Origin of the sequence: Novosphingobium sp. 63-713 (assembly GCF_001898925.1) — a bacterium.
Classification (GTDB): domain Bacteria; phylum Pseudomonadota; class Alphaproteobacteria; order Sphingomonadales; family Sphingomonadaceae; genus Novosphingobium.
The window spans coordinates 1-19,121 of the sequence record NZ_MKVS01000006.1 but is presented as its reverse complement, the minus strand read 5'-3'; the positions used below and the strand labels follow the sequence as shown (position 1 = coordinate 19,121).

At 61.2% G+C, this 19,121-nt stretch carries 13 protein-coding genes, 1 tRNA gene and 1 pseudogene; 6 read left to right on the top strand and 9 right to left on the bottom strand.

Annotated elements, in window-relative coordinates:
* From BGP00_RS04510 to BGP00_RS04480, 7 genes are read right to left on the bottom strand one after another with little or no spacing between them, the layout of a single operon-like run.
* On the bottom strand, positions 1-210 hold the full coding sequence (locus BGP00_RS04510; protein ID WP_246870034.1) for a formate dehydrogenase subunit delta: 210 nt from the start codon (positions 208-210) through the stop codon (positions 1-3).
* Positions 207-3,041, bottom strand: coding sequence for a formate dehydrogenase subunit alpha (fdhF, locus tag BGP00_RS04505; protein WP_292693118.1), 2,835 nt, complete (start codon positions 3,039-3,041; stop codon positions 207-209). Before fdhF ends, BGP00_RS04510 begins: the two co-directional genes overlap by 4 nt.
* Complete coding sequence (locus BGP00_RS04500) at positions 3,031-3,564, bottom strand: molybdenum cofactor guanylyltransferase (RefSeq protein ID WP_292693121.1); 534 nt, start codon at positions 3,562-3,564, stop codon at positions 3,031-3,033. The genes fdhF and BGP00_RS04500 overlap by 11 nt, the downstream gene beginning before the upstream one ends.
* Positions 3,561-5,072, bottom strand: coding sequence for an NADH-ubiquinone oxidoreductase-F iron-sulfur binding region domain-containing protein (locus tag BGP00_RS04495; RefSeq protein ID WP_292693123.1), 1,512 nt, complete (start codon positions 5,070-5,072; stop codon positions 3,561-3,563). The genes BGP00_RS04500 and BGP00_RS04495 overlap by 4 nt, the downstream gene beginning before the upstream one ends.
* On the bottom strand, positions 5,069-5,491 hold the full coding sequence (locus tag BGP00_RS04490) for an NAD(P)H-dependent oxidoreductase subunit E (protein ID WP_172249164.1): 423 nt from the start codon (positions 5,489-5,491) through the stop codon (positions 5,069-5,071). Before BGP00_RS04490 ends, BGP00_RS04495 begins: the two co-directional genes overlap by 4 nt.
* The gene (locus BGP00_RS04485; RefSeq protein WP_168602910.1) at positions 5,491-5,871 is read right to left on the bottom strand and encodes a VOC family protein; all 381 of its coding nucleotides are present in this window, start codon (positions 5,869-5,871) and stop codon (positions 5,491-5,493) included. The genes BGP00_RS04490 and BGP00_RS04485 overlap by 1 nt, the downstream gene beginning before the upstream one ends.
* A gap of 16 nt (positions 5,872-5,887) precedes the next feature.
* Complete coding sequence (locus BGP00_RS04480) at positions 5,888-7,000, bottom strand: S-(hydroxymethyl)glutathione dehydrogenase/class III alcohol dehydrogenase (RefSeq protein WP_292693126.1); 1,113 nt, start codon at positions 6,998-7,000, stop codon at positions 5,888-5,890.
* A 263-nt stretch (positions 7,001-7,263) separates the two neighbouring features.
* Here BGP00_RS04480 and BGP00_RS04475 point away from each other — a divergent pair.
* Positions 7,264-7,337 (top strand) — tRNA-Cys (locus BGP00_RS04475).
* A gap of 591 nt (positions 7,338-7,928) precedes the next feature.
* The gene (locus BGP00_RS04470) at positions 7,929-9,674 is read left to right on the top strand and encodes an arylsulfatase (RefSeq protein ID WP_292693129.1); all 1,746 of its coding nucleotides are present in this window, start codon (positions 7,929-7,931) and stop codon (positions 9,672-9,674) included.
* Positions 9,675-9,821: 147 nt separating this feature from the next.
* Here BGP00_RS04470 and BGP00_RS04465 read toward each other — a convergent pair whose 3' ends face one another.
* The gene (locus BGP00_RS04465) at positions 9,822-11,477 is read right to left on the bottom strand and encodes an aspartyl protease family protein (RefSeq protein WP_292693131.1); all 1,656 of its coding nucleotides are present in this window, start codon (positions 11,475-11,477) and stop codon (positions 9,822-9,824) included.
* 506 nt (positions 11,478-11,983) lie between these two features.
* Between BGP00_RS04465 and BGP00_RS04460 the strand changes: the two genes are divergently transcribed.
* The 3 genes from BGP00_RS04460 to BGP00_RS04450 all read left to right on the top strand — a co-directional run bounded on the left by BGP00_RS04460 (position 11,984) and on the right by BGP00_RS04450 (position 17,704).
* On the top strand, positions 11,984-14,797 hold the full coding sequence (locus BGP00_RS04460) for a DUF3857 domain-containing protein (protein WP_292693134.1): 2,814 nt from the start codon (positions 11,984-11,986) through the stop codon (positions 14,795-14,797).
* 34 nt (positions 14,798-14,831) lie between these two features.
* Entirely contained in the window at positions 14,832-16,517 is a 1,686-nt protein-coding gene (locus BGP00_RS04455; protein WP_292693137.1) for a hypothetical protein, read from the top strand.
* A gap of 365 nt (positions 16,518-16,882) precedes the next feature.
* Positions 16,883-17,704: a helix-turn-helix domain-containing protein gene (locus BGP00_RS04450; RefSeq protein WP_292693140.1), complete on the top strand. Its 822-nt coding sequence runs from the start codon at positions 16,883-16,885 to the stop codon at positions 17,702-17,704.
* A 525-nt stretch (positions 17,705-18,229) separates the two neighbouring features.
* On the opposite strand, the gene BGP00_RS04445 is transcribed toward BGP00_RS04450, so the two are convergent.
* Positions 18,230-18,832 carry a TetR/AcrR family transcriptional regulator gene (locus BGP00_RS04445; protein ID WP_168606045.1) on the bottom strand — a complete coding sequence of 201 codons (603 nt, stop codon included), beginning with the start codon at positions 18,830-18,832 and terminating at the stop codon, positions 18,230-18,232.
* Positions 18,833-19,015: 183 nt separating this feature from the next.
* Between BGP00_RS04445 and BGP00_RS04440 the strand changes: the two are divergent.
* Positions 19,016-19,121: pseudogene (locus BGP00_RS04440) on the top strand (electron transfer flavoprotein subunit beta/FixA family protein); the annotation flags it as partial.

The window sequence follows — 19,121 nt, the reverse complement described above, 5'->3', positions numbered from 1 at the left end:
TCAGGCCTTTGCGGTCACGATGCCCACCGCCGCGCGGGCGATTTCGGACAATTGCGCATGATCGGCCGCCGCGATCCCCGCCTTCATGCGCGGGTCCCAAAAGTCGATGATATGCTGGGCGGTTTCCCGGATCGCCACCTCGCGCCCTTGCGCGGCAAGGTTGGCGGCGATCTGGTTGGCCATTTTGATCAGATGGTCTGTGGTGTTCATTCGGCTGCCTCGATCCTGCGCGCCTGCTGGGCCAGCGCTTCATAGTCGCGCTGCCACGCGGTCGGCCCGTTCGAAGGCATGACCTGCACCGCCGTGACCTTATATTCCGGGCAATTGGTGGCCCAGTCAGAGTTCTCGGTGGTCACCACATTGGCCTGCGTGTCGGGGTGGTGGAAGGTGGTGTAAACCACGCCGGGCGCCACGCGATCCGTCACCAGCGCGCGCAACGTCGTCTCGCCCGCACGGCTTGCCAGCTTCACCCAGTCGCCACTGGACAGGCCCCGGTTTTCCGCATCGGTCGGGTGGATTTCCAGCACATCCTCGGCATGCCAGACAGAATTGGCCGTCCGCCGCGTCTGCGCGCCCACATTGTATTGCGAGAGAATCCGCCCCGTGGTCAGCAGCAGCGGATAGCGCGGCCCGGTGCGCTCATCGGTGGGGATATATTCGGTGACGACAAACTTGCCCTTGCCACGCACGAAACCATCCACATGCATGATCGGGCTGCCATCGGGATGGGCCTCATTCACCGGCCATTGCAGCGACCCTTCGGCATCCAGCCGCGCATGGGAAACCCCGGCGAAGGAAGGCGTCAGGCGGGCGATCTCATCCATGATCTGGCCCGCATCGCTGTAATCCCAATTCAGATCCATCGCGCGGGCCAGCAATTGCGTGACTTGCCAATCCTCATAGCCATTGGCCGGGTCCATCACCCGCCGCACCATCTGGATGCGCCGCTCGGCATTGGTGAAAGTGCCGGTCTTCTCAAGGAAAGTGCTGCCCGGCAGGAAGACATGGGCGTAATTGGCGGTTTCATTGAGGAAGAGGTCATGCACGATCACGCAATCCATCGCCGCCAGACCCGCGGCAACATGATGCGTGTTGGGGTCGGACTGGAGAATATCCTCGCCCTGAATATAGATCGCGCGGAAGCTGCCATCGACCGCCGCATCCAGCATATTGGGAATGCGCAGGCCCGGTTCGGCATCCAGCGCCACGCCCCATTCCGCTTCGAACTGCGCCCGCGTGTCGCCATCGGAAATATGGCGATAACCGGTCAATTCATGCGGGAACGAGCCCATGTCGCAGGCGCCCTGCACATTGTTCTGCCCGCGCAGAGGGTTCACCCCCACGCCGCGCCGCCCGACATTGCCTGTCGCCATCGCCAGATTGGCAATCGCCATGACGGTGGAGGAACCCTGCGAATGTTCGGTCACGCCAAGGCCGTAATAGATCGCGCCGTTACCGCCTGTGGCAAATAGCCGCGCCGCCGCCCGCAATTCTTCGGCTGGAACCCGCGTCACCGGTTCCAGTGTTTCGGGCGAATGGCGCGCGTCCGACACAAACCGCGCCCAATCCTGATATTCATCCCAGTCGCAACGCTCACGGACAAAATCCTCATCGGCCAGCCCTTCGGTCACGATCACATGGGCGAGCGCCGTCAGCACCGCGACATTCGTGCCCGGTTGCAGCGCCAGATGATGCGCGGCCTCGATATGCGGGCTGCGCACCATGTCGATCCGGCGCGGGTCGATCACGATCAGCTTGGCCCCTTGGCGCAAACGCTTCTTCATGCGCGAGGCAAACACCGGATGCCCATCGGTTGGGTTCGCGCCGATGATGAGGATGACGTCGCTGTCCTCAACGCTGTCGAAATCCTGCGTCCCCGCGCTGGTGCCAAAGGTCGTCTTCAACCCATAGCCGGTGGGCGAATGGCAGACCCGCGCGCAAGTATCGACATTGTTCGAGCCAAACCCGCCGCGCACCAGTTTCTGGACAAGGAAGGCTTCCTCATTGGTGCAGCGGCTCGACGTGATCCCGCCCAGCGCCCGCGCGCCATATTGCGCCTTGATCGCCTTCAAGCGGTTGGCGGTAAAGCTGATCGCCTCCTCCCACGACACTTCGCGCCATGGCTGGGTGATGCTCTCGCGGATCATCGGGCGCGTGATGCGGTCTGCATGGTTGGCATAGCCCCATGCAAAGCGGCCCTTGACGCAGCTATGCCCGCGATTGGCCTTGCCATCCTTCCACGGCACCATGCGCACCAGTTGATCGCCGCGCATTTCCGCCCGGAACGTGCAGCCCACGCCGCAATAGGCGCAGGTCGTCACCACGGCGCGTTCGGGCTTACCGATTTCCGCCACTGATTTTTCATTCAGCGCCGCCGTCGGGCAGGCCTGAACACAGGCCCCGCAGGACACGCATTCGCTGGAAAGGAAATCATCCGCAGCCGCGCCTGCGGAAACGGCCGAATCAAACCCGCGTCCCTCGATGGTCAGCGCAAAGGTGCCCTGCACTTCCTCGCAAGCCCGCACGCAGCGTGAGCAGACGATGCACTTGCTGGCGTCAAACGCGAAATAGGGGTTGGACAGATCCGGCGCCTGCCCCAGATGGTTTTCGCCCGCATAGCCATAGCGCACATCGCGCAGGCCGACCTGCGCGGCGGTATCCTGCAATTCGCAATCATTGTTCGCGCTGCAGGTCAGGCAGTCGAGCGGGTGGTCGGAGATATAAAGCTCCATCACCCCGCGCCGGATCTTCTCCAAGCGCGGCGTCTGGGTTTTTACCACCATGCCCGCCGAAACCGGCGTGGTGCAACTGGCAGGCAATCCCCGCGCGCCCTCGATCTCGACCAGACACATCCGGCAAGACCCAAACGCCTCGATATTGTCCGTGGCGCAGAGTTTGGGGATCGCCCCGCCGATTTCGGCGGCGGCGCGCATCACGCTGGTGCCCGCCGGAACGGTGACGGCGCGGCCGTCGATGGTCAGTGTTACCGGCGCGCCATCACGCGCCGGGGTGCCGAAATCGGGTTGCATTTCATAGGCCATGGATTGCCTCCTCGCATTGGGCGAGATCGTCGGGGGAATTGATATTGGCGGGCGGGCGATGCAGCGTGACGCCCCTCGCGCCGGTCGCCTCGATCAGCGCGCGTAGCGAATGTTTGCCGTCACTGCGCAGGATCGCCTCGACCGCATCGGCGGCATGGGCGGGCCACAGGCCGATCACGGGCTGGCTCTCGACATAGGCGGGCGAGGGGAAAAGTTGCCCCAGCAGCCGGTCATCCAGCCCCACCGCATCGACCGAGATGCACAGCACATCGGTAAACCCATTGTCGCGCGCATGGCGCAGCGCGGCGGCCAATCCGCCCAGCGGCCCCATGCCCGGCGCGGGCCAGTCGGGGATGCAGGGGGCGGGGGCCTCCTCGCGACCAACCACCACCACCGCGCTGCATTGGCGGCCCAGCAGGGCAACCGCGCGCGCGATCAGCGTTTGCCCGTCGAGGACGGCCAGCGCTTTGTCGCTGCCGAAACGGGTGGAGCGGCCACCGGCAAGAACCGCGCCCAGAATCACTGGAAATCCTCCGGCCAATGGCGCAACGCCGAGAGCACCGGATAGGGCGTGAACCCGCCCAGCGCGCAGAGCGAGCCGAATTTCATCGTCTCGCAAAGCTCTTCGAGCAGGGCGATGTCCTGATCGGCGGTGCGGGCCACTTTGGGCGCATTATGCATCTGCGGCAGCGCGCCCACGGGATCGAGCACCTTGGCCCCGACGCGGATACGGTCGAGCAATTCGACCCCGCGCGTCGATCCGATCCGGCATGGCGTGCATTTGCCGCAGCTTTCCACCGCGCAAAACTCCATGGCGAAGCGGGCGAGACGGCCCATATCGGCGCTGTCGTCCACCACCACCACCCCGCCATGGCCGATCAGAGCATCGGCGCGGGCATAGGCTTCATAATCAAACGGCAGGTCGAATTGCGCAGGGGGGATATAGGCGCCCAAAGGCCCGCCCACCTGCACCGCCTTGACCGGACGGCCCGACGCCGTGCCGCCGCCAATCGTGTAAACCAGATCATGCAGCGAAATGCCGAAGGCCGTCTCATACAGCCCGCCATGCTTGATATTGCCCGCCAATTGGATCGGCTTGGTGCCAAGGCTGCGGTCCACGCCAAGGGCCGCATATTCCGCCGCTCCGCCTTCGGACAGGATATGCGGGATGGCCGCGATGGTCAGCACATTGTTGACCACCGTGGGGCAGCCGAACAGGCCTTCAAGCGCGGGCAGGGGCGGCTTGGCGCGCACCACCCCGCGCTTGCCCTCGATGGAATTGAGCAGCGAAGTTTCCTCGCCGCAGACATAGGCGCCTGCGCCTTCGCGGACTTCCATGTGGAGCGGGGCGATGATGGCGGCGGCAAGGTCAATGGCGGCCCGCAGCTTGGCGATCGCATGGGGATATTCGCTGCGGGTGTAGATATAGGCGGTTTGCGCGCCGACGGCATGGGCGCAGATGGCCAGACCCTCGATAAGCTGGAAGGGATCACCCTCCATCAGCATCCGGTCGGCAAAGGTGCCGGAATCGCCCTCATCGGCGTTGCAGACGACATATTTGCGCGGGGCCTGCGCCTTGGCCACGGTGTTCCACTTGATCCCCGCCGGAAAGCCCGCCCCGCCGCGTCCGCGCAGGCCGGATTGCGTGACTTCGGCGATCACCGCCTCGCCGGACATGGCCTGCGCGCGGCGCAGGCCGGACCAGCCGCCGGTGGCCTCGTAATCCTCAAGGCTCAGGGGCCGGGTCTTACCCGCGCGGGCAAAGGTCAGGCGTTGCTGGGGCTTAATGAAAGGATGTTCGGCAATCGGGCCGATGGAGAGCGCGCTGGTCCCATCAAGGATCGCGGACACATCATCGACCGTCGCCGGGCCATAGCCGATGCCATCCACCTCAACCAAGGGTTCGAGCCAGTGCATGCCCCAGCTCGATACGCGCTCGACCGTCGCGCCCGCCGCCTCAAAACCCGAGGCCAGTGCATCAGCCCCCAGCGCGAGGGCGAGCGAATCATCGGAAATGCGGACGATCATCATGCCGCCTCCACCAGCCGCACCAGCGAAGCCGCATCCAGCCGCGCATGGAGCGTATCCCCAATCCTTGCCGCAGGGCCAACGCTGCACAGGCCAAGGCAATAAACGGGCGAGATCCGCACCCGGTTCCCGGCGGCGGCCTCCGCGGCCTCGATCAACGCCTCAACCCCGCGCGCCTGACAGGCCTCGGCCCGGCAGAGCTGCACACAGGGGCGCGGGTCGGCTTCCTCGGTAAAGTCGTGATAGAAACTCACCACCCCATGCACCTCGGCGCGGGACAGGTTGAGCGCCTGCGCGATGGCCTGCTGCGTGTCGGGCGAAACGCAGCCAAAGGCCCGCTGCACATCGTGCAAAATCGGCAACAGCGGGCCTTCGGTCCCGGCATGCCGGGCGAGGATCTCTTGCAGGCGCTCGTTGGTCATTATGCCTTATCCAGGTCTACAAAGGCGCAGATCTTGTTGCCATCAAGGTCGCGCAGATAGGCGCCATACAGGTTGCGGCCCGGCATCGGGCGCGGTCCGGGCGCGCCTTCGCAGGTGCCGCCATTGGCCAGGCCCGCCGCGTGCCAAGCCTCGACCATATCGGTGCTGGTCGCGGCAAAGCCGATAGTGCCGCCATTGGCATAGCTGACCGGCTGGCCATTGGCGGGCAGGGTGAAGCCGAAAGCGCCGCCATTATGCTGATAAAAGGCGCCCTTGCCGGTGTCGAAACCGGGCGTGCCGCCCAGCGCGCCGAACAGCGCATCGTAAAAGACCTTGGTTTTGGCCGGATCGCTGCAACCGACCATGATATGGGTAAACATCATTCTTTCTCCCGAATTAGAATACGACGACGCTGCGGATCGACTTGCCTTCGTGCATCAGGTCAAAGGCGGTGTTGATCTCTTCAAGGCCCATGACATGGGTGATCATGGGATCGATCTCGATCTTGCCGGTCATGTACATGTCGACGATCTTGGGCACATCGGTGCGGCCCTTGGCCCCGCCGAATGCCGTGCCGCGCCAGTTGCGGCCCGTGACAAGCTGGAACGGACGCGTGCTGATTTCCTTGCCCGCCTCGGCCACGCCGATGATGATACTGGTGCCCCAGCCGCGGTGGCAGGCCTCAAGGGCGGTGCGCATCACCTCGGTGTTGCCGGTGGCGTCAAAGGTGTAATCGGCGCCGCCATCGGTCATCAGCACGATCTTGGCCACGATATCCTCGCGGCTCATGCCGCGCGTGTTGAGGAAGTCGGTCATGCCAAAGCGGCGGCCCCATTCCTCGCGGTCGGGGTTGAGATCGACGCCGATAATCTTGTTGGCGCCCGCCAGACGCGCGCCCTGAATGACGTTGAGGCCGATGCCGCCAAGGCCGAACACCACCACATTGTCGCCCACCTGCACCTTGGCGGTGTTGATGACCGCGCCCACGCCCGTGGTCACGCCGCAGCCGATGTAGCACGAGGACTGGAACGGCGCGTCCTCGCGGATCTTGGCCACCGCGATTTCGGGCAGGACCGTGAAGTTCGAGAAGGTCGAGCAGCCCATGTAGTGGAAGATCGGCTGACCCTTGTACGAAAAGCGCGTGGTGCCGTCGGGCATCAACCCCTTGCCCTGCGTCGCGCGGATCGCGGTGCACAGGTTGGTCTTGCCCGACAGGCAGCTTTTGCACTGGCGGCATTCGGGGGTGTAGAGCGGGATCACATGGTCGCCGGGGACCACGCTGGTCACGCCCGGCCCCACCTCGCGCACGATCCCTGCGCCTTCATGGCCCAGAATCGAGGGGAAGATGCCTTCGGAATCAAAACCATCGAGCGTGTAGGCGTCGGTGTGGCAAATGCCCGTTGCCATGATCTCCACCAGAACCTCACCGGCCTTGGGGCCTTCGAGATCGACTTCCACGATTTCGAGCGGGGATTTGGGCGCAAAAGCAACGGCGGCGCGGGTCTTCATCTGTATGCTCTCCTGAATAGGCCGATGAGTCCCCGACCTTTTTGTTTGCCTTACATACAAACCGGACGGGGGCGGCGTCAACGCCCCAATGGCATCAAGGCGCTGGAAAGATAATTGTGGTCCCCCAAAGGGCCAATGGCAAGGAGGCAATCAGCGAGGCGGCAGGCCCAAAGGGGCAGGCGGCCCATTCGCAAAAGATTTGCACGAATCGCTGTTGCCATCCGCGCCCGCCTCGTCTAGTGGCAGCGCCTCACCGCATGGATGGCCCGATGGCGGAGTGGTGACGCAGCGGACTGCAAATCCGTGCACGCCGGTTCGATTCCGGCTCGGGCCTCCACCACCTCCTTCGCGGGCGTTCGCCTGTGAGTGGACACCCCTGATAATTCGCCATATTCTGCACCCTTGGGTTCGTGTGTGTTCGTCTCCGTTCCGGAACAAACACAGCAATCGGGGCCCAATGTGTGGGCCACTACCAGCCACCCCTGATAGCGTTTGGACATTGATGCGGTCGGCAGGTGTGCTGCTGGCGTGGCGCGGGCTTGCCGCCGCCGCCTGGCGGTAACGCGCTATCCTCCCTCAGGTTTCGGCAGGCATTGCCCTTAGCTTTTGATCTGTCCACATCGGGCAAACCCTGTCCATCAGGCCATTCGGTATCGTGTGCCAAATTTCAGAAAAAGGTCAAACCAATAAAGGGGATATGGTATGATGATACTGGACTTCCCTTGGAAATGCTATAGCTTGGCGCTCATAATAATGGAGAGATGAAGGCCTAAAATCAGTCGTCTCTGGGTTCATGTCCGGCCTGGCCGTGGCGGCAGGATGCACTGGTACTGTGATCTGGACGTGTTTTTCCGACAAGGCTAACTTACCAATTTTTGCCAATCTATCTGCGCATCCTGCGAATGCGCCATGCATGGGAGTGATTTTGATGCAAGATCGTCGGACGTTCCTTTCGGGTGCTGCCAGGGTGGCGGGCGGATTGGCCATGTCGTCGGGCAGCGTCGCGGCACAGGCGGCCAAAGCGCCCCGCCGCCCCAACATCATCCTCATCATGGCCGATGACATGGGCTATTCGGATATCGGCTGTTTTGGCGGCGAGATCGACACGCCCAACATTGACCGTCTGGCGGCGGGAGGGCTGCGTTTCAGCCAGTATTACAACGCGCCGCGCTGCTGTCCGTCGCGCGCCTCCTTGCTGACCGGTCTTTACCCGCATCAGGCCAATATGGCGATGATGACCGTGGACCACGGCCGCTATCCCGCCGCGCTGACGGCCTATGATTGCGATCTGAACAAGGACGCGGTGACCATCGCGGAAATGCTGAAAGGCGCGGGCTATACCACGATGATGAGCGGCAAGTGGCACATCACCCCGTTTCAGGAAACCGCGCTGGGCGAGAAGGTGGATGACAAGTCGAACTGGCCGGTGAACCGGGGTTTTGACAAATTCTATGGGTTCATCGGCGGCGTGTCGGATTACTTCACCCCGGCCTATGTGTTCCGCGGCGATCAGCAGATCGAGGAGAAGGACCCCAATTTCTACCTGACCGACGGCATCACCGACAATGCGGTCGATATGCTCAAGGATGCGGGCAAGGCGGGCAAGCCCTTCTTTCTCTACGCCGCCTATAACGCCCCGCACTGGCCGCTTCAGGCGCCCGAACAGACGGTTGCCAAATATCGCGGCCGCTATGCTCTTGGCTGGGATGCGCTGCGTGAACAGCGCCATGCCAAACAGTTGAAGATGCAGTTGCTGAGCTCGGCATGGTCGATGGGGCCGCGTGATCCGCGCGTGCCGGGTTGGGATCGCGCTTCGTTCAAAGCATGGGAAATCGAGCGCATGGCGGTCTATGCCGCGCAGGTCGACATCATGGACCAGGGCATCGGCCGCATCGTGGCGCAACTGGAGAAGATGGGCCAGCTCGACAACACGCTGATCTTCTTCATGTCCGACAATGGCGGCAATTATGAGGAGACCGACGAGGTCAAGCCCGGCGCCAAGCGCGAAATCTGGATGCCCGAGCGCACCAAGACCGGCGCCCCGGTTATCGCGGGCAATGATCCCAAAATCATGCCCGGACCAGCCACCACATTCCAGAGCTATGGCGGCCCTTGGGCCAATCTCAGCAACACGCCCTTCCGCCTTTACAAACACTTTGCCCATGAGGGCGGCATCAGCGTACCGCTGGTGGCGCATTGGCCCAATGGCATCGCTGCGCGCGGGGCCATCACGCATCAGGTCAGCCATGAGATCGACATTTTGAAGACCTGTCTGGATGTCAGCGGCGCCGAATTTCCCAAACAGGCGGTTTCGGGCAAGGCCCCCATTCCGCCGGAAGGACGCAGCCTTCGCCCCGTTTTCTCGGGCGGCAGGGTTGATGACCGAGGCATGTTGTTTTGGGAGCATGAAGGCAATTGCGCCGTTCGCGACGGCCAATGGAAGCTGGTTTCCGCCTATCCCAATACATGGGAGCTTTATGACATGGAGGCGGATCGCACCGAACTTCACGATCTGTCCGCCGCCCAGCCGCAGGTCGTTGTGCGTCTTGCCCAGGCCTATCGCGACTGGGCCGCGCGGGTGGGCGCGCAGCCTTGGCCCTTGCCCCAGACGCCTGCCGGGCAGCAAGGCGGCCAGTTGCCCTTGCCGAAGTACCTGAAGGCGGATCGGACATAGAATGCGCCGCACGCAAAATCATCGCGCGGAGGGCTGAAAAGGAGAGGGCGGCGCTGACCTGCCGCTCTCCTCTGCTCCCGGCCTCAAGACAAGGCCTTGACCGCAGCGTCGCCGCCCAATGGACAGGCCGCAAAGCCGAATTTCAGTTCACGATTTCGTGTTGAAACCATACCGGGCAAATTTATCCGCGATGTCGGGGGTCTGTTTGCGTGCATTGGCCATGTCTTCCGCGCCCGCCTCATTTTGGCCGATCGCCTGCCTGGCCCACCCGCGCATATACAGCGATGAGGCAAGTCCCGGTTGCTGAGCCAAAGCGGCATCATAATCCGCGATGGCGGCGGGGTAGTTCTTTTGCCGCAGATAGATCAAAGCGCGGCTGTCGAGATAGGATGGTCTGGCGCCGTCGCGGCGGATCGCCTTTGCGCAATCCGCCATGGCCATATCCAGTTCGACATTGGCCGCGCCCCGCGTCCAGCACCGCGCATTCAGCAATTCGCCCAGCAGCGGATCTTCGGCATGCAGGCGGATCACCTCATCGAGCATTTTCAGGCTTCTCTCCGGTTTCTGCAACTGATCAAACAAGGCGACCAGCTTCAGGTTTTCCAGTGATCCTGCCGGTATCAGCGCGCTGGCGGCCTCGGCGTCGGCAAGGGCGCCGGTCTTATCGTTTTGTGAAAGCCGGTTAAAACTGCGCGCGATCAGAAACCGGCTCTCTGTCGGAGCGAGTTTGACCGCGCTGTCGAAATCCACGGCGGCCGCTGCGGCATCGTGACGGGCCAGATGGGCGGTCGCCCGCATATAGTGATAATTGGCGGTATCGGGCTTTTTCCGAATGGCCTGGGTCAGATCGCCGATCGCGCCAACGGAATCGCCCCGCGTCAACCGCGCGGCGCCCCGCCGGGCATAGGCATCGGCATCGTCTGGCTCACCGGCCAAGGTGTCGATGTCCTCAGCGGGCCTGGCGCCTCCCGCCGATGCGGGATTATCCAGAGAAAAGACCGGTCCGCCATTGTAGGTCAGATAAATCAGGCGTTGCGTGTAGGACGCGAGCACATGGTGGGCCAGAAAGAAATCCGCCCCAAGAACCATATCGCTCAAGGGATCGAAACCTGCATCCATCACGCGAATGGTCGCATTGCGGATCTCTTCGCCGCCTATGCCAAAACTTGCCAGCCTGACATTCCATGACCGCCGCGCCTTGCTGCCTATTCCGGTTATGGCTTCATCCGGTTGCGCGGAGGAGTCCGATAGATCAAGGCCAGCCTTTTCTGCGGCCGTGCGGTTCAAGGTGCTGATCGAGGCGCCGGTGTCCAGCATGGCCCGCATCGTCTTGCCGTTGATACGGACCTGAACATAGAGATGCTTGTCATTGCTGTAGTCGCCCGGCAGCCAGTCGATGACGGATACCGCCTTGTCCCTGGCCCAATAGGCCAGATTGGTGTTTTCGCATTCCTTGGGGGCGAAGAGATTGACGTTGCCGTTGGCCAGATCATATTCGGTATCGAAGGATGCCAACAGGTTCAGCCCGATATACCCGGTGTCCAAGCTGTTGCCGACCACCAGAAAGCCGACATTCTTGATGTCGACGCCCGCAATGCCGAAGGATTTGATGGTCGTCTTTTGCGGCACCGCCGCGCCGCCGACGCCCACCACGGTAAATTCGGACGGAGCAGCCTGCAGCGGCAGCCCCAGTTCTTTGGCGCGCGCCTGAGACATGACATTCAGGAATGCGCCGCTGTCGAGTGCAAATCTGGTTTGCTTGCCATTGACCGTGATCGGCACCGTGGCAAGTCTGCCTTCCATCGTAACGGCAAGCTGCGCAACGCGCCCCAATCGACATTCCGCAGCAGCGGGCGATACAATGGTGAGCGCACAAAACAGCCCGCAGGCCATGGAATCTCTCAAACGCATCCACCCCACCCATAATTTATGTTTTTAAGGGATTCTTTCGAGCTTTACGCTGTCAGGGGCATCTTATGCGACGTCGCATTCAAATCAAGCGGCATGATCCCTTGTCCGCGTCGGTCTCGAAGCGGAACGTTGCACCAATGAAGGGACGCTTTCGGCTATCACGAGAGCGGCCCTCAATGTCGCCTATGGAGGCTGTACCCGCTCCATAGCCGCCGCCGGAGTGGACTTATCCAGATCTTCGCAGCCCCAGATTGAGCCTGACATGGCGCTCACTATCCACTGGATAAGCCCAAATTTTTATGCAAATACTATACGGGCCGCGCTGATAATCGAAATCCTCCATCCATCTTGCCGGGATTCCCCTGATGCAGCACGACCTGAAAGCGCGGTTTTCGCGCATGCCCCTTGCAATCGCGCTGCTTGGGGGAACTTTCATCCAGACCTGCATTCCGGCCCATGCCGGAGATCAGCCCCTATATCGCCCCGCTCCCGACTGGGTGCTGCCGGCTCCGGTTTCCCCCTCGGCCGACAAGGAAAGCGCTTCGCCGGTCCTGCGCCTCTATGATGTCCAGGCGCGGATCGACCATGGCGCGGTATGGACTTATGTCGCCACCGCCCGCCGGATCGACACGCCCGAAACCATGGCGCGTTCGGGCACACTCACGATTTCGTGGCGGCCGGACCATGGCGATCTGATTGTCCATGGGATCGAGATTTTGCGCGACGGCAGGAAAATCGATGTTCTGGCCTCGGGCCAGCATTTCACGGTTTTGCGGCGCGAGGCAAAGCTGGAATCGCTCCAGCTTGACGGATCGCTGACGGCAACCCTGCCGATCACCGGCCTTCAGGTGGGCGATACGATCATCAGCCGCTATTCTTTGACCGAAAAGGACCCCGTCCTGCTGGGACGTGTCAATACGGCGGTGCCCCTGTTGCCGCAGCCGGTTCCGATGGGCTTTGGCCGCGCGCGCGTTCTGTGGAGCGATACCGACAAGGTTCATTGGAAAACCTATCTGAATGATGTGACCGCCAACGAAAAATCGGAGCACGGCTGGCATGAATGGCAGGTATCCATGCCTGTGGCCCGCCAACCCGATCCGGCCGCGCAGGCGCCCGGCCGGTTCACCCGCCCGCCTCTGGCCGAATTTACCGATTTTGCCGATTGGGCCGAGGTAAGCCGCACGATGGCCCCGCTTTACCGGATCGATGCGCCATCGGCGGCCATCAGGCCGGGCGGCGAGCTGGATCAGGAGATCGCCCGGATCGCCGCCGCCACCAGCGATCCTCGGCGGCGCACGGCGATGGCTTTGCAATTGGTGCAGGACAAGGTGCGCTATTTCGCGATTGCCATGAATGGTGGCAATCTGGTGCCGCAAACCCCGGAGCAGACCTGGAGCACACGCTATGGCGATTGCAAGGCGAAGACCTTGCTCCTGCTGGCCGTGCTTCACAAACTGGGTATCGAGGCGGAACCGGCGCTGGCCAACCTGCACAATGGCGATCTGGTGCATGATCGGCTGCCCTCGGTGGCGGCCTTCGATCATGTGATGGTTCTGGCCCATGTCGGCCCATCCGTGCTCTGGCTGGATGGCACCGGGCTTGGCAGCCGGGAGCCTGATCTGGACGATGTGGCAGCCTATGGCTGGGTCCTGCCGGTCAGAGCGGCAGGGGCGGATCTTATGCAGGCGCCCCTGCGCCCGCCCGCGCGGCCGCATATCGAGGTGCATACAGACATCGACATGCGCGCGGGCGTCGCCCTCATGGCGCCGTTCCAGATCAGGCTCCTGCTGCGCGGCTCTCTGGCGGGACAGCTCAATTCCGGGCTGGCCAGTCTCGATCCGGAAGGCAAGGCGCAGACCCTGCGCAGGGTGTTGGGCAGCGTGCGTGAGAACAGCATCTTCGTGCATCCGCAATTCACCTATGATCCGGCAAGCGGGTCGGGCACGATCGCCGCATCCGGGATCATTCCATCGCCGTGGAAACGGACCGACGGTCGTTACACCCTGCCGACAAACCTTGTCCGGCCGTCGCAATATCCTGATCGCTCGCGCACGATCTGGCAGGCCGTGCCGGTTGCGCTGGGCAATGCGCAGCATGTGGCGATCGAGGAAACCTTCCGCCTGCCCCGCGCGGGCAAGGGCATTGCCATGCAGGGGCAGGCCGATGCCCAGCGCTCGTTCCCGACCGGCGGCAGCGAAAGGGTGCAGGCCGAATGGCGCGATGGGCAATGGCAATTGTCGCTCCACAATCTGCGCAGCGGCGGCGAACTGGCCGCCGCAGACATTCCCGCCATGCGCAGGCAGGACGCCGATCTGATCGCCAGACTGCCATCGTTGCGCACCGATGCGGGCTATCCGGCGCCTTGGCACGACTTGGAACAGTCCCGGCGCGACCACCTTTTCGACCAGACCATCGCCACGCTGGACCAATGGGTCGCGGAAAAGCCCGATGATGCCGAACGTTACCGCGCAAGGGCGGCATTTTACGCCGAGATCTTCGAGCGGCAAAAGGCCATTGCGGATCTCACCAAAGCCTTGGCGCTGAAGGGCGACAAGGCTTTGTATCGGGAACGCGCGGGCCTGTATGAAGCGACAGGCGACAAGGACCATGCCGTTGCGGACATGACCAGCGCCTACAATCTTGATCCATCGGATCAGACGACGCTGGGCAGATTGGTTTTTGTCGAAACCTGGGCCGGGAAAAGCGACGAGACACTTGCACGTCTGGATGGCTTGATCGCCAACGGCGGCGACCGGGAACCGTTTCATCAGGCCAGAAAGGCCGATGTGCTGGCCTATCGCGGCGATGCGGCGGGCGCTTTGGCGGCCATCAATGCGGGTTTGGCCAAGAGGTCGGAGAATGCCGGCCTGTTGGTAAGCCGGTGCCGCCTCAAAGGATTGTTGAACACCGATCTCGACAATGCGCTGGCCGATTGCAATCACGCGATCCAGATCGGCGGCGCCGGGGCCACTTCTGCACTGGGGGTGCGGGGTATGCTCCAATGGCGTCTGCACCATTGGAAGGACGCCATCGGGGATTTGAATCAGGCGCTTGAACTCAATCCCAACCAGTCTTTCCTTTATCTGCTGCGGGCTCTGGCCGAACGGGATGGGGGCGATGGGGAAGCGGCGCGGCGCGATTGGTCCGCATCACGCCTGCTCAATCCGGCGATGGCCGAATATTACCGGCAATTCGGCTTGATCGGTTTCTGAAAACCTCTCCTCCAAGCTACCGGGAAGACAAACTTTGTTGCGCCATTCGTTTCTTGCCGCCCTTGCCCTTTTGCCCCTCGGCGCGTCTGCCGCGGCGCAGGAGGCGGGGCGTTCGGCTGCCGACATTCTGGTCAATGGCGCGGTAACCCCGCCGGGAAAATGGAACAGGGCCGAAACCGACCATTTCATCGTGCTGAGCGACGGCAGCGAGGCCGAATTGCGGCGAACCTCCGTCAATCTGGAAAAGCTGCAACATCTGCTGGCCCGGCTGTATCATATCGATCAGGCCCATGACGAAGTGGGCAAGCTGACCGTCACCCTGTTTGGCAAACGCAGCTTTTTCAAGGATCTGGGGCTGGTCAATGCGCGCTCGGCCGAAGGGCCTTATGGCGCGGGCCTGAGCGATCAGCGCTATTACGACCCGCGTGCGGATGGCGCGGTTCTGGCCGTGGCGCGGGCCGATCAGGTGATTGATCTCAACACGGCCGAAGCGCGCGAGCGCGATTGCGACAATGCGATGGAGAACGATCAGGACTGCCTTGATGCCGGACGCGTCAATCGTGAGCCGGTTCCCCGGCCCTGGACCGCAGCGCTTTATTCAGGCGTCGCCCAGCATTTCATTCTGGCGCATATCCCGTCGGCCTATCCGCGCTGGTATCTTGATGGGGTGGGCGCGCTGTTTTCGACCGTGGCGATGCGGGACGATGGCGCGGTCGATTACGCCGCCCCGCCGCTGTATTACAAGCAAGTGTTGCGCGCCTATGGTGCGGTCAGGATCGGCGACATTGTCACAGGCCGCTATCTGGAGCCGGGCTATCGACGGATGGTGTGGACGCCCTATCACGCATGGCTGACGGCGCATTTCTTCCTCTATTCGGGCCTGAAAGCCGATCGGCAGCGCAGCTTTTCCAGATATATGTCGGCCATTGCCCATGGCACGCCCATGGCGCAGGCCGCCGTTGAGCTGGGCGATCTGCGTGTGCTTCAGCATGAATTCAACGTCTATCTGGAATCCGCGATCCTCTATGGGCGGTCAGACAAGGGCAGGGATCCGGGGCAGGACCCCATCGTCACCAACCTTTCGCCCGCACAGGTGGCGCTGATCGCGCCGCGCCTGCAGATGGATGCGCGGCTGGCGGAGGAGAATGCGGCGCGCCGGGAGGACTGGCTTCACGCCCTGCGCGACAGTCTGGCCCCGGCCGGGGATGCCGCCGAAGCCCATATGCTGATGGCCGAGGCGGAATGCCGCGATGGCCATGATGATCTGTGCCTTGAACAGGCCGAGGCCGTGCTGGCCCGGTCGCCCGACAATGCGCTGGCTTTGGCATGGAAGGGCATGGCGCTGGCCGACAAGGCGATCAACGGGTCGGCCGACAGGCGCTCGGCCGATCTGGCCTCGGCGCGGCAGATCCTGTCGAGCGCCGCGCCTGCCGATGCTAGGGCGGTGATCCCCCAGATCGCCTATTTCCGCAGCTTTACCAAGGCTAGGGAAACGCCGCCTCAGCAGGCGCTGATTGACATGGTCAAGGTGACAAGGACCAATCCCGCCGCTCCGGCCCCGCGCCTCTATCTGGCCGAGGAACTGGTGCGCGAGGGCAGGCGCGATCTGGCCAAGACCATTATGCTCCCGGTCCTCTATGGCGGCTATGCATCGCATGAGCAGGCTCTGGGCGCGCTTTTGCTGGAAAGTGGGGAAGCTGAGCGGGGCGGGTCGCGTTAAATCCCGGGGGCAACCGCCTTGTGAATGAGCGGGCGTTTGCTGCATAATCAAGTGCCCTGTAGCCGCCGGGTCAAGGCAGCTTCGGCCTTGTCATAAAGATGCTCGATCACGTGCTGGGGATGGCGGACTGTTGCCGGCGAAACCGGTGGGCATGAATCGAAGTAGTGATTCGTTTTCCGGGGATTCGATGCCGGGATGCTTGGCTTTGCCGCAATCCCTACAAATGGGGCCTTGCTGAGAATTTGTCCAAAGGAAAATCGATTTCCAAAAATGAAAGCAAATCACTTATTTGACTGTTGTTAAAAGATTTTAAAGGTTAAGCTAGTGGTTTTCCGTTAACATTTTCCTGCGCCATAGCCCTAAAAGTGAAGGTTTATAACGGTTCCCAATACAGGGCGCGAAACCATTTACCGGGGGGCAAAATGGGCATGACGGCAATAGCGAGGAGAGACGTGTGCATAAATGTGAATCAAGGAAATGATTCACATTCAAAGCCTGAGGAGCATCATCAGAAAATTTTCCCCGATGAAATGAAGGTAAGGTATCTTTCGTTCAATGACAGCGGGTCGGAGGAAAGAAAGGTTTGGTTGAGCGAAGTTTTTCATTTCTTTGAAGAATATTCGTATAGTGAAAATTCGACGAATTTCATTGCAACTGCATCATCGGAATATGACGCCATTTTCATCGGGGGGAATGACGTTCGCCGAATGATTCGGGTGCTCAAATCCTTTTCGCCGATACTGAAAAACAAGCTCAAGGTTTGTATTCTGGCCAATGCCACCCCGCCCAAGCGGGCGCGCGCCGTGGCGGCGGGCTTTGATGATGCTATCGATATTGAACGGACCTCGCCGGCAGAAGCTGTCTGGCGGTCGCGAGCCATGTGGCGGCGCTATGTTCAATCCCTGGAGCAGCATTTTCGGGATCGGCGCCAGGATAGCCAACTGATTGAAATCGCCGATATTTCGCGTCTCCCACGCCGGCACAAGCAGATCTTGCTGGGCCTTGTCGCAAGGAAGGGGCGCTATCTTTCGTATCACGAGATCAGCAACATAATAGGGAATGGCATTGATGAGGTGAGTGTGAAGCATATTCAGGTTCTCATCTGCCAAATCCGAAAGTTCCTGAACAAAGATTATAAAATAATCTGCGAAAAGCAGCGCGGCTACAGAATCATATTGGGGGGATGAGGTGGTGAATATGTCTGGAGTATCGTGTGTTAGGGAATCTATATAATATTTTTCGCATATATTTTTTCTGTTCCAGAGGGAGGCACAATAGAAACAGGAAAAGGACCCGCCATGACGGGGTTCATTTGATATCACGATGCAAGCATTGCGAAATCAGACTCTATCATAACCCGAATGGAACATGGGAAGATGTTCCAAGTTTTGTCCCCAAGGGTTATGTTATACCAAGCTGATTTTGAATTTAATCAGAATTTTTATATTCCGCCCTGTATTAACTGTATTTCTTATATATAAAAATCCTTGGAAGCATAAAATCGGACTGGCGTTATGCTGTCCTCCGCTTGACCTGATGGTATCGTCAGGCGCTTGTGCCGAAGGCGCGAGGACTTTATCTGGACATCGCCAAAAGATCTCCCCCGTTCTCGGCCCCAAGCCTGAGGACGTTTTTTGCGTTCGATCTTTCAAAATCGCTGATGCCGGCTTGCTTTTCCTCAACGCAGCCGTTGACCTCATGCGCTCAACTCTTCAGGCTTGCCCCGCGCGCATGATCGCGGCTACCTGGCGCCCGATGTCGGCGGGGCTCAGGCGGCCCGGGCGATACCAATCGGTCGTGTGGTTGAGCATGGTGAGCAGCGTGTTGCGGTAGATCGACAGGTCGATATGCGGCGGCAGATCCAGTCCGGCAATGATCCGGGCAAAGATCGTCTCAAAAGCATCGCGCCGCTCGATCAGCAGATGGCGCAGCGGTTGGGGCGCCATGCGGAAATCATTCATCAGCGGCGTGGTCAGCGATTGCGGATCGAGCTGGATTTCCAGCATCGTGATACAGGCGATTTCCAGCTTTTTCCATGGATCATCGATGGTGGCGATGGCCTCCTCGATTCGCGCTCCGGCCTGATCGAGCGCGTTGTTATGCAACTCGGCAAAGAGGGCATCCTTCGATTTGACATGGTGATAAAGCGAGCCGCCCAGCACCCCCGCTTCCTCGCCGATATCTCGCATCGAAGTTCCGGCATAGCCTTTGGCTGCGAAGAGATGGGCTGCGATTTCAAGAATTTGTGCGCGACGGTTGCTGCCCTGCTCAGTGGGTTGGCGGCGGGTGCGCGGCGCTGGCTTCGCCTTGGTCATGCCGATGCCCCTTGCCCCGGCGCGACCTTGTGGGACGGCTGGACGGCGGTGTGGCAGCAGGGGGAGGGCAGAGCCAAAGTATGTTTCCTCATTTGACTGTAACAGATGTTTGGTATAGGCCTTGTTCAACGGCCATGCAAGCGCCTGTGGAATCGGGTGCTGGAAGGTAAGGGTGACGCAGCCATGAAATGTTTGGTGCCGATCAAGCGGGTGCTTGATTACAACGTGAAGCCGCGTGTGAAGGGGGACGGAACGGGTGTTGATCTGAGCAATGTGAAGATGAGCATGA

What these genes read in the sequence shown, in the direction of transcription:
- BGP00_RS04510 (WP_246870034.1), bottom strand. Translation starts at nt 210, where the DNA reads ATGAACACCACAGACCATCTGATCAAAATGGCCAACCAGATCGCCGCC.
- fdhF (WP_292693118.1), bottom strand. Translation starts at nt 3,041, where the DNA reads ATGGCCTATGAAATGCAACCCGATTTCGGCACCCCGGCGCGTGATGGC.
- BGP00_RS04495 (WP_292693123.1), bottom strand. Translation starts at nt 5,072, where the DNA reads ATGATGATCGTCCGCATTTCCGATGATTCGCTCGCCCTCGCGCTGGGG.
- BGP00_RS04490 (WP_172249164.1), bottom strand. Translation starts at nt 5,491, where the DNA reads ATGACCAACGAGCGCCTGCAAGAGATCCTCGCCCGGCATGCCGGGACC.
- BGP00_RS04485 (WP_168602910.1), bottom strand. Translation starts at nt 5,871, where the DNA reads ATGTTTACCCATATCATGGTCGGTTGCAGCGATCCGGCCAAAACCAAG.
- BGP00_RS04480 (WP_292693126.1), bottom strand. Translation starts at nt 7,000, where the DNA reads ATGAAGACCCGCGCCGCCGTTGCTTTTGCGCCCAAATCCCCGCTCGAA.
- BGP00_RS04470 (WP_292693129.1), top strand. Translation starts at nt 7,929, where the DNA reads ATGCAAGATCGTCGGACGTTCCTTTCGGGTGCTGCCAGGGTGGCGGGC.
- BGP00_RS04465 (WP_292693131.1), bottom strand. Translation starts at nt 11,477, where the DNA reads ATGGAAGGCAGACTTGCCACGGTGCCGATCACGGTCAATGGCAAGCAA.
- BGP00_RS04460 (WP_292693134.1), top strand. Translation starts at nt 11,984, where the DNA reads ATGCCCCTTGCAATCGCGCTGCTTGGGGGAACTTTCATCCAGACCTGC.
- BGP00_RS04445 (WP_168606045.1), bottom strand. Translation starts at nt 18,832, where the DNA reads ATGACCAAGGCGAAGCCAGCGCCGCGCACCCGCCGCCAACCCACTGAG.